The sequence below is a fragment of the Gloeocapsa sp. DLM2.Bin57 genome, assembly GCA_007693955.1.
Classification (GTDB): domain Bacteria; phylum Cyanobacteriota; class Cyanobacteriia; order Cyanobacteriales; family Gloeocapsaceae; genus Gloeocapsa.
In genome coordinates, this window is sequence record RECR01000062.1 from 1 (window position 1) to 16,258 (window position 16,258).

At 37.7% G+C, this 16,258-nt stretch carries 11 protein-coding genes and 1 pseudogene; 1 reads left to right on the plus strand and 11 read right to left on the minus strand.

Annotated features, from left to right (window positions below):
• Positions 1-361: 361 nt before the first annotated feature.
• The 7 genes and pseudogenes from EA365_06885 to EA365_06915 all read right to left on the minus strand — a co-directional run bounded on the left by EA365_06885 (position 362) and on the right by EA365_06915 (position 6,015).
• A pseudogene (locus EA365_06885) lies at positions 362-811 on the minus strand (hypothetical protein).
• A gap of 209 nt (positions 812-1,020) precedes the next feature.
• On the minus strand, positions 1,021-2,064 hold the full coding sequence (locus tag EA365_06890) for a phospho-N-acetylmuramoyl-pentapeptide-transferase (GenBank protein ID TVQ45782.1): 1,044 nt from the start codon (positions 2,062-2,064) through the stop codon (positions 1,021-1,023).
• Positions 2,065-2,069: 5 nt separating this feature from the next.
• The gene (locus EA365_06895) at positions 2,070-2,315 is read right to left on the minus strand and encodes a DUF3134 domain-containing protein (protein TVQ45783.1); all 246 of its coding nucleotides are present in this window, start codon (positions 2,313-2,315) and stop codon (positions 2,070-2,072) included.
• A gap of 300 nt (positions 2,316-2,615) precedes the next feature.
• Positions 2,616-3,155 carry a bifunctional pyr operon transcriptional regulator/uracil phosphoribosyltransferase PyrR gene (gene pyrR / locus EA365_06900; GenBank protein ID TVQ45784.1) on the minus strand — a complete coding sequence of 180 codons (540 nt, stop codon included), beginning with the start codon at positions 3,153-3,155 and terminating at the stop codon, positions 2,616-2,618.
• Complete coding sequence (locus EA365_06905; GenBank protein TVQ45785.1) at positions 3,156-3,878, minus strand: Stp1/IreP family PP2C-type Ser/Thr phosphatase; 723 nt, start codon at positions 3,876-3,878, stop codon at positions 3,156-3,158. It abuts the gene before it with no gap.
• Positions 3,879-3,893: 15 nt separating this feature from the next.
• The gene (locus EA365_06910) at positions 3,894-5,612 is read right to left on the minus strand and encodes an AarF/ABC1/UbiB kinase family protein (GenBank protein ID TVQ45786.1); all 1,719 of its coding nucleotides are present in this window, start codon (positions 5,610-5,612) and stop codon (positions 3,894-3,896) included.
• 88 nt (positions 5,613-5,700) lie between these two features.
• Positions 5,701-6,015, minus strand: coding sequence for a hypothetical protein (locus EA365_06915; protein ID TVQ45787.1), 315 nt, complete (start codon positions 6,013-6,015; stop codon positions 5,701-5,703).
• 141 nt (positions 6,016-6,156) lie between these two features.
• Here EA365_06915 and EA365_06920 point away from each other — a divergent pair, with 141 nt between their 5' ends.
• On the plus strand, positions 6,157-8,436 hold the full coding sequence (locus EA365_06920; GenBank protein ID TVQ45788.1) for a hypothetical protein: 2,280 nt from the start codon (positions 6,157-6,159) through the stop codon (positions 8,434-8,436).
• 2 nt (positions 8,437-8,438) lie between these two features.
• Here the strand turns inward: EA365_06920 and EA365_06925 are convergent, their stop codons facing one another.
• The 4 genes from EA365_06925 to EA365_06940 are packed head-to-tail and all read right to left on the minus strand — an operon-like array spanning position 8,439 to position 16,219.
• Positions 8,439-10,145, minus strand: a complete 1,707-nt coding sequence (locus tag EA365_06925; GenBank protein TVQ45789.1) for a diguanylate cyclase — start codon at positions 10,143-10,145, stop codon at positions 8,439-8,441.
• Positions 10,126-13,614: a PAS domain S-box protein gene (locus EA365_06930; protein ID TVQ45790.1), complete on the minus strand. Its 3,489-nt coding sequence runs from the start codon at positions 13,612-13,614 to the stop codon at positions 10,126-10,128. The genes EA365_06925 and EA365_06930 overlap by 20 nt, the downstream gene beginning before the upstream one ends.
• Positions 13,615-14,538, minus strand: coding sequence for a histone deacetylase (locus EA365_06935; GenBank protein ID TVQ45836.1), 924 nt, complete (start codon positions 14,536-14,538; stop codon positions 13,615-13,617). It abuts the gene before it with no gap.
• 43 nt (positions 14,539-14,581) lie between these two features.
• Positions 14,582-16,219 (minus strand): hypothetical protein, encoded by a 1,638-nt coding sequence (locus EA365_06940; GenBank protein TVQ45791.1) that lies wholly within the window; start codon positions 16,217-16,219, stop codon positions 14,582-14,584.
• Between the last annotated feature and the right edge of the window lie 39 nt (positions 16,220-16,258).

Consider the following 16,258-nt stretch of genomic DNA (forward strand, 5'->3'; position numbering starts at 1 on the left):
TCTTTGGCTTTATACTTCTTTTATATTTTATCTATGGGGCTGCTGAATGTGGGTTAAAAGATAGGCTCTTCCGTATCTATGGTGATAAGTAAAAGTTATTGGTTATAGGGAACAGGCAACAGGCAACAGGCAACGTAGAAGAAAATATATCTTTTAAGACACTTTTCCCAATAATGCCGAAAGAGCCGATGTTCTTTGGAATACAGCAAAACAAGACTTACCTTTCTTGCGAATTCTTATCCTTTCTATCCTAACAAATTTAAATGAATGAATCCTTGACACGCTCCCAATCTAGGATTAATAAGGTGCGTTAAGTAACGCACCCTACAGTTGATTATCGCGCTTTTTGACGCTTCATTAAAGTACTAATTCTTTCATGTCTTAGAGGTAAAGCCCAACTTCCTTGGTCTTCAGGTATCCAGACTATGCTACTATAACTATATCCTTCAATTACTTTTTGAAAGTTTAATGGGGAGTAATGATAGCCTCGGTCTTTCAAGGTAGAAGAATCTAATCTAGTATTGGCTGTATGATCTATAGCTAGAGTAACATATGATGAATCCAAAGGGGAATGTCTTTGATGTATCTTTTCATTAATTGAGAAGGGTTTGGACGACAATCTTGTAGAGATTCGTAGGTAGAAGGCCATTGTCTTCTAAATAACGGGGAAAGAGAAAAATCAGCCAAAGAATAAGCTGTTCTTGTGGTTAAAACTGCATCCATTAAATCATAAGTAGAATATGAAGGCAAACCCCAGTAAATTATAGGTATCATTTCTAAATTTTTGAAGTCGATTTATGTTAGAATTCATAGTAGTAGAAAAAATTAGGGAGGCTTTTTATATTTTCTCCCTTTTTACTACTTTTTTGAGCTCACAAAATTTGACATCCCCCAATCCCCTCTTTTTCGCGATTTAGTCTAAACTCCAGTCCATAAGTTATCTCGTTTAAGTTACGATAAGATTATTTTGTAAATATAGAGACTATTTTATTCCTCAAAAAAGTGATCGCCCTAGCTTCACTAAAAAATTAACAGTATTAAGCCTAGACCAAAATTAATTAAGTACAAAAAACCGACAACTTGGGTTTCTTGCCAACCACTTAATTCTAAATGATGGTGTAGTGGGGCCATTTTAAAGAGACGTTTACCTATACCAGAGGGTCCTTTGGTAGCCTTATAATAACTTACTTGAGCGATGACTGAGAGGGATTCTAACAAGAAAATTCCACTAACTATTAATAAAGCCCAAAGTTGATTAGTTAATAATCCTAAAGCAGCTAAACTACCCCCTAAAGCTAATGATCCAGTATCCCCCATAAATACTCTAGCCTTATGGTGGTTATGAAGGAGAAATCCTAAACAAGCACCAGTAAAACTCAGAGCAAAAATACTCAGATGGGGATGAGTTGGGGTAATGATTAAACCTAAAGTGCAAAAAGCGATCGCACTAGTTCCCGCGGCTAAACCATCTACACCATCAGTGAGGTTAGTAGCGTTGCTTTCTGCTACCATCACAAATACTGCTAAAGGCCAAAACCAGATACCTAAAGATAAGCTAATTTTAGCAGGTAGAGATATATTGGTTATACTCTCTGGTTGACTAATACCTAACCAGATGCAGAAAATTACGGCTATGGCTATTTGCAGTGCTAATTTTTGTTGGGGTGAGATACCTTTATTAGACTTCTGTCGCAAGATTTGCCAATCGTCTAACCATCCCACCAATCCATAAGCAAAAGTCACTAAAGAAATAGCGACTAATTCTGGAGTAAAGGGCGCAAACAGTAAAGCAACAGCGATCGCCACTGGTACAAAAAAGATACCCCCCATAGTGGGTGTACCCGCTTTTTGTAGATGTATTCGAGGACCATCTTCTCTGATTACTTGTCCTGCTTTGAGTCTGCGCAATAGAGGAACAACTAGATAACCGATAGCACCACTGACTATAGTACTAATTACCAGAGCATAAATAGCAGTTATTGGGGTTAACCTGGTTAGGGAAAACCCTATTACCATTAAACTTAACCCTAAAACCAAGAGAATAAGTAGTGTCAACCCTTTCACTAATCTTAATCTTCTATCTCTTCTAAATTCTCTGCATCAGTTTCAAAATCATCAGCATAATCTTCTACGTCGATTAATTCTGCTATTTCTTCGTCTTGTTCGAGCAATTCTGGTTCGATATCTTTGATTTGTTCTCTATATTTGAGACGTCCAGTTTGTTTTAACCAATCTAATAACCCTGAATCATCTTTCAAGGGTATTACATTAGCAGGTTCATAACGAGGCTCTCTACGTAATGAGGGATTATCCATTGTTTCGATTCAATTGAAAAAATTTAGGAGTATTTTTATTTAATTTTATACTAATTTAGGTGAGTTCGGGGTTAGGGTTTAGGAGACTTAACGAGTTCGGAGTTCGGGAGGAAAGGGGTAGCGCAAAGAGCAGCAACGATAGTGTAAAGAGTTCGGAGTTATTCTCTCATGTCCGATTAATTAGTTACGATTAAAATCCTATTTCAAGCCACTGATTAGATCATGTCCTGTTAATTGATGATAATAAACTTTTTCCTTTACACCTTCTTCCTTTCCTATTTATTGCCTATTCCCTTAAAGTCAAACGGCTTTGATTAACTCTACTGCATCTTTACCATCAATATCCTCTAGATAGACTTTAACCTTTTCTTCGGTAGCCGTTGGCAACATTTTACCTGTAAAATCAGGATGAATAGGCACTTCACGATGTCCTCTATCTACTAAGACGAGAAGACGAATCACCGAGGGGCGACCATATTCTGTAACTGCGTTAAGAGCAGCTCGAATAGTTCGCCCTTTATAGATGACGTCATCGACTAAAACCACTTGTTTATGAGTCAAATCAAAGGGAATATCAGTTTTAGCTGGTGTTCTCAGGGCGATTTGGTCTAAATCATCGCGATAAAAAGTGATATCTAGTGCACCTACGGCTACATCTACCTGTTCTAAAGTGCGAATTTGCTGAGCTAGTAGTTGAGCAAGGGGAACTCCCCGAGTATAAATACCTAGTAAAACTAGGTTGGAGAGATCACCTGACTTCTCTACTACTTCAGATGCGAGACGAGTAATAGTGCGACGAATTTCTTCAGCAGAAAGAATGGGAATCACTTTATCCATGATTCAATCACCAGCTTCAACGAGAACGATAGTAATATTATCTGAACCCCCAGCTTTTTTAGCCTCATGAACGAGCATTTCGGCAGCTTCTGGTAAACTCTGGGTTAGTAATTTACCAATTAACTCATCGGGAACTTCTTCGGTTAAACCATCACTACAGATTAAAAAGCGATCGCCTATTTGTACCTCTAGGGGTTCAATATCGATTTGACAGATATCTCTACGACCCAGACATTGAGACAAAACGTGACGCCAGGGGTGGGTTTTTGCCTCTTCTTTAGTTAAATCTCCTGCTTTAATAGCTTTAGCTACCCAGGTATGGTCTTCTGTCAACTGTTCTAAACTAGAAGCGCGTAAGCGATAGAGACGAGAGTCACCAATATGAGCTACCCAAGTTTGATCACCGCGGAAGACTATAAGTACTAAAGTAGTTCCCATGTCTCCTCTTTCAGGATGTTTAGATTGATCCTGTAGGATACTTTGATTAGCCGCGTCTATCGCTTCTGTCAACAAAGTATCCGTAGAAATGGAGGAGTCCCAATGTTCTTCTAGGTAAGTGTGTATAGTTTCAATGGCGATGGTACTCGCTTCTTGTCCTCCCGCGTGTCCTCCCATTCCATCAGCTACTATAAAAAAGCGCCCCTCAGGATCGTCAATATAATAACTATCCTGATTCACTGAGCGCACAAGTCCAGGGTCTGATTTCCCCGTGAAACTAAGTTTCATAAGCTTTTCTCTTTTTTACTGGAACATACGATCTAAGCGGTCGATCCGTCTAAGTAAACGGAATAAAGCAAAAGCTGGTACTATCGCTATTAAGATCGCCGCTATTGCTATTTTCACATATCCATTGACTAAGAGAATAGTAGCAGCTAAAAGAAAAGCGCTAGTTAAGATCGTATAGTTATTACTCAATTGAATCATACCTAAACGACGTAACAGGCGATCGCTTTCTTGGGAACGAACTCTCACTAATACGTCACCACGTTCGAGTTTTTCGATGGTATCTTCTATTTTCCCTGGTAAACCTAGAGCAGTATTGCTTACTTGTGCTGCTTGTCTGCCGATTTCATCGAAAATAGTATTACTTAAACTATTACCGTTTTTCCCATTAGCATTGGTCATAATATCTAACGCAAAAGGTTGCGCCACCTCCATAAAATTAAATTCGGGATCTAAACCTTTACCCACTCCTTCTAGAGTAGAAAAAGCTCTCATCACAAAAGTAAAAGTAGCAGGAAAGCGAAAGGGTTGATCATAAGCTATCTCATAGAGATCCTCGCTAATAGAAGCTACTGATTGAGTTTCAAAGGGTTTATCCATAAAGTTATCCAGCATAAACTGAATGGAACGTCTGACAGGTCCAATATCTCCTATCGGAGCTAAAGCACCCAAATCAATTAAGGAACGAACCACGCGATCGGCGTTTTTTTCAGCAATACCAAACAAAGTTTGCATCAATTGTTCACGTACATTGCTTTTAATTTGTCCCATCATGCCAAAATCATAAAAAATTAGCGCACCATTAGTACTCACAGCGAGGTTGCCTGGATGGGGATCAGCGTGAAAAAAGCCATCATTGAGTAATTGCTGTAGATAAGCTTCAGCTCCTAATTGAGCTAGACGCTTGCGATCTAACCCTGCTGCTTCTAAGGCTTCATAGTGACTAATTTTAATCCCAGGAAGGTATTCTAGGGTTAAAACTCTTGGGGAAGTATAACGCCAGTAAACTTTAGGTACTTTTACCCAACTTTTATCCCGAAAATTTCGTCTAAAGGTATCAGCGTTACGCCCTTCGTTGAGATAATCTGTTTCTTCCCAAAGTATCCGACAACATTCTTCATAAATACCATTCCAATCTCTTCCTTTTCCCCAACGGGGGTGACTTTGGAAATATTGAGCAATTTTTTTAAGAATTGCTAAATCGATGGTAAACAGTTTTTGCAACCCTGGTCGCTGAATTTTAACTACTACCTCTTCTCCATTGTGTAATTGAGCTTTATGTACTTGTCCTAAACTAGCGGCAGCTAGGGGGGTAGGGTCAAAGTTACTAAATAATTGCGGGATAGATTTACCTAAATCTGAGGTAATAATGGCACTAGCTTGCTCATAGCTAAAAGCAGGGACTTGGTCTTGTAACTTGGAAAGTTCATCTACATACTCGGTAGGGAATAAATCAGCCCGAGTAGAAAATAGCTGACCGACTTTAATAAAAGTAGGTCCTAATTCTAAGATAGTTTTTCTAATCCAGATGGCTTGGATTTTTTGACGAGCCTTGAGTTTTTCGGGACTATAGCCACCTTCTGCGAAATAGGTCCATTTTTTGCTATTGCGCCATAATTTAAACAATAGGGTCAAAACAAACACCCAGATATCAAAGCGACGACGGTTACGGGAATAATTTTCTTGATTCCAGCGATAAGTTTTTTTCCCTTTTTCTAGCGGAGTTAAAGATGTCATAGAACTAGAAGCAAAGGAATTGTTAAAGTTTTCAGAAAAAGCAGACACTTGACTAAAATATTATGGGTAGATTGAGGTTAAGTAAATTTTACAGATTTTGATTACTGTAGTTTTTCAAATCGGCTCTAAGACGAGCTATATCTGCTCTGAGTTCATCAATCGTCTCTTGTACGTCTTCAGAATACTCTGAGTAGGTTGTGGAGGTTACTACACCTTGGGCGTTCCATTCTCTCTCTGCTTTAGCCATTACTTCATTAGTAAACTGACGCAGATTTTCTCTTTGTTGGGCATCAAATTTACCTAGCTCACTTAAAGTATTACTTACAGTTTCTTCTACTTTTTCACCGAGAGTTTCAGCTAGGGCTTTTCCTAAAAAAAAGGCTTGTATGACAGAATTACTCATAAAACTAAGATGGTTGTTAGCATTTCACTTTACATTATTACACTTAATTTGGGGATACTAATTATTTTTAATCAGATTGGATTTTAGCGATTTTTTATGTTATATTAAGCTTAACGTATTTTTTATGTAACAAATAATACTATGAGATTTGTCAATCAAACAAGACCAGCAGGAATTACCTGGACTCCAGGTAGAGGCTATACTTATGCAGCAAGTTGGATAGACTTTAATAACGATGGTTTACCAGATTTAGTAGATGCACCCCACTGGATACAACCAGGAGTTAATCAGCTAGCAATATACCTTAACCAAGGAGATGGTACTTTTAGAGACGTTGCTCCCATAGTTCAATCTGATTATAATCAACTTCGCACCGATAATCATGGAATGGCTTGGGCTGATTTTGATAATGATGGCGATCAAGATGTAGCTTATAACTCAGGTGGTCCTACTGCTAGCGCTTTTCACGTTAATGAGAATGGAAGACTAGTAGAAAGATCCCGACAGTTAGGAGTAGATGGGGTTATCGGTAATAGAAATGACCCCAGAAATAGCCATGGTTTGAGAGGGAGAGGTGTAACTTGGGTTGATGTCAACAGGAATGGGCGCTTAGATTTAATTCATAATAATTGGCAGATGACAGGTGCTTATTTCCAAAGTCCTCTGGTTAGACAGTTATCTGAAAGAGGTTTAGATCAAACTGCTTTATTTGTACAACAACCTAATCAAACTTTTAGACAAGAAGTAAATTTTCTCGGACAACCAACTTACTCAGCTACGGTTCATCCCGCCGATTTAGCATTTGATAATGCACTTAATTTAATTTTTTCTGAAGGTTATAGAGAAAGAGTAACAGCCTATAGCTCAATAGGGGGTAATCGATTTGCCAAACAACTTGATGCCCTACCTTTAGAGTTAGATATACGTGGAAGACTAATAATTGCTGATATCGCTATTGCTGATTTTACTGGCGATTTAAATCCAGAAATTTTAATCATTCCCCAAAATGTAGGTTCTGATCCTGGATCACCAATGCTATTAACCTATGATCCTACCACTCGTCGTTATGTAGATCGAGCTGAAGAAGCGGGATTAGCTCAACCTATCTATGGTAATGGGTTAGCTGTCGCTGACTTTGATAATGATGGACATCTCGACATTTTTATCACAACTTGGGAAATTGACAGAGTTAATAATCGTCGTCGTACTGGCAATAGCATTTTATTGAGAAATAGAGGTAATGGGACTTTTCAAAGAGTTCCTGGAAGTGCAGGAGCTAATCCGAATAGAAGTGAGCAAACATGGCTTCCTGGTCTTCCTACTGGCTACACTGGATCTGGAGGTATTCAGAGGGTATTTACTGCTGATTATGATGTGAATGGGTTTATGGATATTTTTACTACTCAAGTACTACTAGAAGAGAGAAGAAATTCCAGGCAGTTTACTCCATCTTATTTATTCGCTAATCAAGGTAATAACAATAGATGGTTACAGATTGATTTAGAAGGTAGAATGTCTAACCGTGATGCCATAGGTGCTAAGGTTTATTTAACCACTCCTGATGGTAGAACCCAATATCGAGAATTACATCCCTATACAGGATTTGGTCAACACTCTTCGCGAATACACTTTGGTTTGAATCAACATAATGTAGCTAGAGAAATTAAAATTGTCTGGCCTCGTGGTGCTCAGCAAACTTTACGTAATGTACCTGCTAACCAAATTATTCAAGTTGTAGAGTCAGGAAATCCTAACCCTGTACTGCAAAACAGTTTTAGAGTTGGTACTAATGGTAATGACAACATTAATGGGACTCAATTTGATGATACTTTGATTGGCAATGGTGGCAATGATGTTCTCAATGGCTTAGATGGTAATGATTTCCTTAATGGAGGAGCAGGAAACGATACTCTCAATGGCGGTAATGGTAATGATTATCTTCACGGGAGTTCTGGTAATGATTTACTGCGCGGTGAAAACGGTAATGATACCCTAATTGGGGGAACAGGTAACGATACTCTAGATGGAGGTGCAGGAGATGATAGCTTGATTGGTGGACCTGGTAATAATATTTTAACTGGTGGTCCTGGAAGAGATCGCTTTGTTTTCCAAAATCCTAGAGATGGTGGAGTAGATAGAATTACTGATTTTAATACTAAAGAAGATTTAATTGTTGTGTCACGAAATACTTTCAGCGGTCCTGAAGCATGGAGAACTAAGTTAGATTATGGTACTTTACCTGCTAATCGGTTTAGACTAGGCAATACCAGTACTCCTCTTGCACGAGGAAGTTTTCTCTATGACCAAGGTACTGGTAATCTCTTCTTTGATTCTTATCCAGATGCACCAGGTAATAGAGTTCATCTAGCTACATTAAATAACAGACCTTGGCTCAATCATACCCATATATTGGTAGATTAGTGCTATTGTTCTTGGTTTTGATAGATAGAAATTGAATTACCTCCACGTTTTTTGGCGTTGTAGCAGGCTTTATCTGCACGACGCATTATTTCTCCTAAATCGTTTTCACTATCGTCAATAATCACTAAACCAATGCTCACTCCTAGGTTAAAAATTTGACCTTGCCAAATAAAGCGAAAATTGAGTATAGCTTCTCGTAAAGAATTGGCTATTTCTATCCCTTTGATTAAGCTGGTTTGATAAAGTAGTAGTCCAAATTCATCTCCTCCTAGCCTAGCTAAAACATCATTAGGTCTGATTTTATCACTTAATAATCTGGTGATTTGATTAAGGAGATGATCGCCTATTTCATGACCACAACTATCATTAACAAATTTAAACTTATCTAAATCAAAATAACATAAGATATGGAAAAGATAATTATCAAAAGCAGTGTTAATAGCTTCGGAAAGATAATATTTAAAAGCTCTTCTATTATATAATCCTGTTAAAAAATCGTGATTGGCTTCCCAATATAATTGACTCGTTAGGTTATAAGATTCTGTGGCGTCGTAAAAAACTACTACTCCTCCAATAATTTCTCCTTGATTATTCTTAATGGGGGCTGCTGAATCCTGAATTGGGTATTCTTTCCCTTCTTTTCCGATTAAAATAGTGCCACTAGCTAAATCAACAATACGGTTTTCCTTTAAAGCCTTATCTAAGGGGTTTTCGCTAATTTCTTGACCATATTCGTTAACTAAAATTAATACTTCTGAAATTCTTTTGCCTTTGATTTCTGATAGTAACCAACCTGTTAGTTGTTCAGCTATAGGATTGCAATCGATGATAAATCCCGATGTATCGGTAACTATTACTCCGTCACCAATAGATTTTAAGGTAGTTTGGGCAAATTCTTTGGCAGCTAATAACTCTATTTCTAAACATTTACGCTCTGTTATATCTTGTAAATTACCCTCATAATAAATAGGTTCGTTTAACTCATTTTTAACTAGACGAATATTTTCAGAAATCCAAACTATTTGACCATCTTGACGATACACTGTTGATTCACAGCTGATAATTTGCTCTTTTTCTTGAAGAATATCTCTAATTTCTTGATAACGGTTTCTTTCTACATAAATCTGACTAGAAATATCCTTAACATTTTCTAATAATTCTGCTGGGGATTGATACCCTAAAATCCTAGCCATGGCTGGATTTACTGTTAAATAACGTCCATCTAAAGAAGATTGAAATAAACCTTCAATAGCGTTTTCAAAAATATTTCTATACTTGGCTTCAGCTATTTTTAATTGCTGATTTTGGAGTTCTAAACTAGTTTGTAAATCAAGAATTTTTAATTGGTGATTAATTCTGGCTAAAACTTCTTCTAATTGAAATGGTTTAGTGATATAGTCACTTCCTCCTACTGCAAAGGCTTTGGTTTTATCTATTTCTTCACCTAGCGCACTTAAAAAGATTACGGGTATTTTCTCTGTCTGTGGATTAGCTTTTAAGCGACGACAAACCTCATAACCATCTAGATTAGGCATTCTAATATCTAGTAAAATTAAATCTGGAGGATTAGCTTTAACTGAATCTAAGGCAAATTCTCCGTCTGGTGCTATTCTAATTTTGTAACCTCTAGATGATAATAAATCTGTTAATAAACGTAAGTTATCTGGGGTATCATCTACGATAAGAATATTACTTTTCTGGTTGGTCATATTTAGATATTAGAGATAAAACCTCTCGCAGTTTAAAAGATTGAATTAAGTTATGAAGATAGTCAGCTAAAGCCTCATTTTGCTCACGTACTTGCTCGACTAATTTTAGCATTAAGGCTACGTCTCCTTCAAGAATGCTTTGATGGAATTTCCTTAACCAAATAGTAGGTAATTCCTCAAGACTTTGTTCTTGTTTCCTAGTAGTTGCATTCTCTATAGTTAAACAATTTTTTTTGAGTATTTCTGTACTAGGCTTATTAATAGGTAGCTTGACGCTAAATGTAGTTCCTACGCTTTCTTGAGAGTTGACAATAATTTCCCCTTGGAGATAATCAAGCAATTGTTGGGTTACTGCTAATCCTAATCCTGTACCTTGTTGGGAGTTTCTCCCTGTTTTTGTTTGACTAAAGGGTTGAAAGAGTTGTTGCATCTCTTCTGGTGCAATTCCTGCGCCTGTATCAGCTATTTTAAAGACTAAGAGGTCATTTTCTTGAGCTACAGTAAAGGCTATTTTGCCTTCGGGGGTAAATTTAAGAGCATTATCGAGGATATTAATCAAAATTTGTCTGAGTTTAACTTCGTCTGTTTCAATATAATAGGGGATTTCGGTTTCATTACACCAAATCAATTCTAAACCTTTGGCTTGAGCTTGTAAAGCGTAGGAATTGTGCAATTGAGCAAGTAATTCGCAGAGATTGACTTGATTAAGCTTGAGATTAAAGTTTCCTGTTTCAATTTGAGCAATGGTTAAGAGATTATTAATCAGACTGAGGAGATGATTTCCGTTGTCGAGAATAGCTTTTAATTGTGCTGTGGTAGAAGGAGTTGATTTTTTTAAGAGTAATTGGGTAAAACCCAAGATAGCATTCATGGGGGTGCGTAATTCGTGACTAATAGCAGCTATAAACTGAGTTTTGGCGAGATTGGCTGCTTCTGCGGCTAGTTTAGCTTTTTCTAACTCCATTTGGGCGTAATGGCGATCGCTGATATCTTGGATTTGTGCAACCATATACACAGGGAGATTATCAGAATTGGTAACTAAGGAAACGTTGGTGAGAGCGTATATGGTGTTTTGTTGTTTATTAAGATAACGTTTCTCTATTTGAAAGTTTTTGACTTCTCCTGAGAGCATTTTAGTTACATGCTTGAGACTATTATCTAAGTCATCGGGGTGCGTTAGTTGTTTAAAATTCATTTGCAATAATTCTAGAGCAGAATAACCCATAATTTCACAAAAAACACTATTGACTTGTAAAAAATTCCCTTGCAAATCTACCATTACCATTCCTGTGGCAACGTAGTTAAAACAGCTGCGGAATTTCTCTTCACTCTCTTTTAACTCAACTTCTGCTTTTTTACGATTAGTGATATCAAGAATCACACCATACCAATAGATAGCACCATTTTCCCCTAATTCAGGTTGGAGAATTCCTTGTAACCACTTTGTTTTACCTGAAATACTGACAATCCGCCATTCTTGAGCGAATAATTCTAGGGTAGCGCTACTATGAGCGATCGCCCGTTGATAATTATCGTGATCCTCTTTATGGATTAAGTCCCACATGACATTAGGATAATATAGTAAGACATCTGTATCAATCTCGATAATTTCACTTAAGAGAGGGTTGATAAATTGATATTCAATCCTACCATCGGGATAAGAAATCCAAGCGCAAATATTGCCCGGTACTTTTTTTAAGACTCTCTGTAAAAGGGTTTGATTTTTGCGTAAAGTTTCGGTGGCTTCGTTGACTTGTGTTGCTAAAGTCTGGTTATAGTCAGACAGTATAGTTTGTGTTGCGAGGCGATCGCTAATATCTTGACAGGCGTTGACACAACCGATTATTTCTTGTTTATGGTTAAAGATGGGGTTAGAATAGACTTCACAGGGGATTATTTTCCCATTGACTCTAATTTCTATGTCATCAATAAAGACTTTTTTTCCTTGTAAAGCTTGAATTGAGGGTAATTCTGCATAGGGATATAAATCATTAGTTCCTGCGCGAAAAAGTTGATAAACTTGTGAATGTTCACCCTCTTTAGCGTTAGGAATAGTCTTAATATTTAATAATTTCATTCCATGAGGATTGATATAAGTAATTGTTCCTTTTGCATCTAATACCACTACTCCTACGGGAAGATATTCAATGGTTTGTTGTAATCTACTTTCGCTGTCTCGTAGCTGCGTAAAAGTAGTTTCTATAGATTGAGCCATTTGTTCTATAATCAAACCTAGTTGATGGATTTCTTGAATAGGACTATTAATTAAATTTTCCTCATGATTATGGGGAAGATTAAGAGCAAGTTTTTGTAATTTTAAAACAGGTATAACTATCCAACGGGAAGTAAAAAGACTATTGAGAAGGGCGAGGGCTCCTGCAGCGAAACAGAGTAAAATAGTTCTCTGTAAATTAGCCAAATTTTCTGCAGTAAAGTCAGATTCTGGTACAATCATCACCATTAACCAGTCTAACCCTAATTCTGAACCATAGGGAATTACCCTAACAAAATGGTTTTCTCTGTCAATAGTTAACTCGAAGGTTTGTACAGATTTTATCTCACCTAAATTAGTAAATTTTGACTGTAAAAAATGATGAACTTCTCTAAGAGTATGGTTAGTGGTTTCTGTGGGAGCAATAGTGCTAACTTGAGAATTTTCCTGAGCCAAGATATCTAGATGATAGGGTAAATTGAGATAGGAACTAGCGATGAGATAATCAGTACAATCAACTATATAGATCCCAGAAGAGTCACTAATCGGGATTTCCCTGAGAAAGTTACCAATTTCTTCCAGACTAATATTGACAGCAAATACCCCTATTAATTCTTGATTATCTTGACTAAAAACGGGTCGATAAGCGTTAATCGTTAAAATACCGGTTGTCCCAATTTCAAAAGGTTTAGTCCAACCTGGTTGTTGGGTTTTAACCCCTTGTTGATACCAGGGGCGATTGAGTACATCAACATCAAGAGTATAGAGATATTCTCCTTTGATACCCAATTGGTCAAGATTATAAAAATGTAACTTACCTAGATTAAGGGGATCATTAAATCCGATTTCAAGAGGGTAAATTTCAGCGTATTCTACTCCGAATCTTCCCGATGTACTAATTCGATTAACTAGTCTAAAGTTTCCTAAAGGATCTCCATAGACAATAGAGGTAACGCTATTAAATTGTCGGTGTTGTAGGATTAACTGACGGTGAATTTCTGCTAAATCTTCAGGGTTTAGTATTCCTGTTTGTATAGAGTCTTCGTTAAGACGATTAATTAAATCAGGGATAGAGAGATAATGGTCAATTTTGTTGACAAGACGATCGTTTCCTTGTACCATTAATTCTTGAGCTAAGTGATTTATTGTACTTTGTCCACTGTGATAGGAGATATAGCCAACTACTCCTACACTGAGGACAACTTGGGTTACGGATGAGATAATTAACCAAGGAAGTAAGGAGATTTTGCGATTCATTCAGCTGCTAATTTTTAAACAACTAGCGATCGTTGCTTTAACTGATTCTGCTAAAGCTTGCAGATGATAACCACCTTCTAAACCAAAAAGAATTTTAGGGGTAATTTCTAGACAATAATCGGTAAAGATACCATAATCTTCCGGGTGAAGGGAAATAGAGGCGAGAGGATCTAATTCATTGGCGTCATAACCGGCACTGATAATCAGTAAATCGGGGTTAAAGTTAGTTAAAAAGGGGATAACCTGTTCTCTAAAAGCTGGGTCATAGTCAGCTATAGTGCTATAGGGTTGCATAGGAATATTAAGGACATTATTATATAGTCCGCGATCGCTAGCTTTTCCTGTACCGGGATAAGCGGGGTATTGATGGAGAGAACAATAGGCGATCGCAGGGTTAGTAGAGACGATCGCTTCTGTACCATTACCATGGTGTACATCCCAATCGAGGATAGCGACTCGGTTAATTTGCGGTTGAGTGAGAGCATAATTAGCGGCGATCGCGGCGTTACTAAAGAGACAAAAACCCATAGCATCATCTCTAGTAGCGTGATGTCCAGGGGGACGTGCTAAAATAAAAGCAGGTTTACCTGTAGTTAACACCTTATCGACTCCATCTAACCAAGCGCTAACTGCGAGTAAAGCGATATCATAGCTCTGGGGAGAGATGGGGGTATCAGAATCTAGATAACCTCCACCCTTTGTGGCTATGTACTTAATTCTGTCTATATGTTCTTGACTATGAATTTGTTTAATAATATCTAAGACTTTGGCGTCAACTGGTGTAGGTAATTGCCAATTTAATTGTCTATTCCAGGGAGCGTTTTGTAAAGCTGTGGCGATCGCTGTTAAACGTTCTGGTTTTTCAGAGTGAGATGAACCTGTTTGATGTTCGAGGAATTGTTCTGAGTAAATGATGGTTAACATAATGGCAGAAGGTAGCAAATTAATTGCTACCATAGTTAATTTTTTACTGCTCGTTCTTCAAGGAATTGAGCCAATTACGGATTTGTTCAGCGGCGATATCTCGTCCTCCTAAACCGAAAGCCAGAGCGATCGCTACTGCTATACCTCCTAATAATAACCCAAAAGCGAGATTAATGATATCAGGAGCAATACCCAACTGTTGCAGAGCCATTGTTGCACTTAAAATGATAATAGCAATACGAGCAGCTTGAGCTAAGGTTCTCGATTGACTTGTTCCTGAACTAGTAATAAAGTTAAAGGCGAAGTTAGCTAAATAGAGACCGATCGCTAAAATTAGCAATGCTAATAAAACCTTACCCGAAATAAAGAGAATTATCCCCACAACGGTTCTCAGTGCGTCTATTTGCAGAATATCTACTGCGGTTAAAGCCGCGATTAACATAATTCCAACTGTAATAATAAATCCCACCAATTCTGAGGGAGTGCGTTGAGGAATTTTGCTGGTTTTCTTCTCTGAGAGTTGAACAATAGTAGGTTGTCCACTCTGAGTAGGTTGACTTGTAGCTTCTGGTTCAAATGTTGTCTCTGTAGTAGTTGGTCGCTGAATACCCAACCATTGAAAGACGTTATCAAAGCCTACCTCTGTGAGGATATCGGTGACAAAATCAGAGACATATTTAGCGACAATATAGGCGAGGATGAGAACTACAGCAGCGCTAAAGATTTGGGGTATTTTGTTGAGTACCTGCTGTAGCATTTCTGTCCCAGGTCGGGAGATAGACTCAATATTAAGTTTATTGAGGGCTTCTATCCCAGTAGGAATGAGGATAAACACATAGGCGATCGTCCCAATAATCCAAGACAGAGATCTGCTTCCTGAATCTTGAGGAAGACCGAAATTACCCCCAATACGGTTGATTCCAGTAGCTGTTAATAAATTAGTCACTACTTTACGGACAATTTGAGCGATAAACCAACCTACAGCACCGATTAGGATAGCGCTGAGGATTCTAGGGAGAATTCCTAAAATATCATTGAGTAATTGTTGTACAGGTCCGAGAGTACCTTCTAACTGAAGTGTACTTAAAACTCCAGGGATGAAGATAAGGAAGATTAACCAATAGATGGCGTTACCAATGGTATCACTCAAAGTAAACTGATTACTAGTGGTCGCTGTTGTAGTAGTATCATCTCTGAGTTGTTCTCCTACACGTTCATCTAGACGCATACCTCGTAAAGTGTTGGTAACCAACATTTTAGCGATAGTAGCTAATAACCAAGCTAACCCCAATAACAAAGCTGCTCCTGCAATTTGAGGAATAAAACTAGTGATTTGATTGAGGAGGGAGTTAAGAGGTGCAGAAACCGCGTCTAACTGTAATGAGTTGAGAGTTGCGATAATCGCGAAGAGGATAACTAGCCAAAACGCTACATTAGCTACCCATTTTTCTATGGGTATTAATTTTTCATCGCTGTTACCTGTTACCCAAGCGGCTATTTTATTATCTACATCGGTTTGATTGAGTAGTTTTTCCACTACTCCTCTAACTATAGTGGCTATTATCCAACCAACAACCAAAATGAGGATCGCTTTGATCACACTCCAGATATCTTGACCCACGGTTTGGGTAAAGAAGTTAGAAAGTGCATCAGTTGGTGACTGTGCTAAAAATTGATTCATAATTTAACCCTTTTGTTTGGTTTGAATTGTATTCTAAAC

What these genes read in the sequence shown, in the direction of transcription:
- EA365_06895 (TVQ45783.1), bottom strand. Translation starts at nt 2,315, where the DNA reads ATGGATAATCCCTCATTACGTAGAGAGCCTCGTTATGAACCTGCTAAT.
- EA365_06905 (TVQ45785.1), bottom strand. Translation starts at nt 3,878, where the DNA reads ATGAAACTTAGTTTCACGGGGAAATCAGACCCTGGACTTGTGCGCTCA.
- EA365_06910 (TVQ45786.1), bottom strand. Translation starts at nt 5,612, where the DNA reads ATGACATCTTTAACTCCGCTAGAAAAAGGGAAAAAAACTTATCGCTGG.
- EA365_06915 (TVQ45787.1), bottom strand. Translation starts at nt 6,015, where the DNA reads ATGAGTAATTCTGTCATACAAGCCTTTTTTTTAGGAAAAGCCCTAGCT.
- EA365_06920 (TVQ45788.1), top strand. Translation starts at nt 6,157, where the DNA reads ATGAGATTTGTCAATCAAACAAGACCAGCAGGAATTACCTGGACTCCA.
- EA365_06925 (TVQ45789.1), bottom strand. Translation starts at nt 10,145, where the DNA reads ATGACCAACCAGAAAAGTAATATTCTTATCGTAGATGATACCCCAGAT.
- EA365_06930 (TVQ45790.1), bottom strand. Translation starts at nt 13,614, where the DNA reads ATGAATCGCAAAATCTCCTTACTTCCTTGGTTAATTATCTCATCCGTA.
- EA365_06935 (TVQ45836.1), bottom strand. Translation starts at nt 14,538, where the DNA reads ATGTTAACCATCATTTACTCAGAACAATTCCTCGAACATCAAACAGGT.
- EA365_06940 (TVQ45791.1), bottom strand. Translation starts at nt 16,219, where the DNA reads ATGAATCAATTTTTAGCACAGTCACCAACTGATGCACTTTCTAACTTC.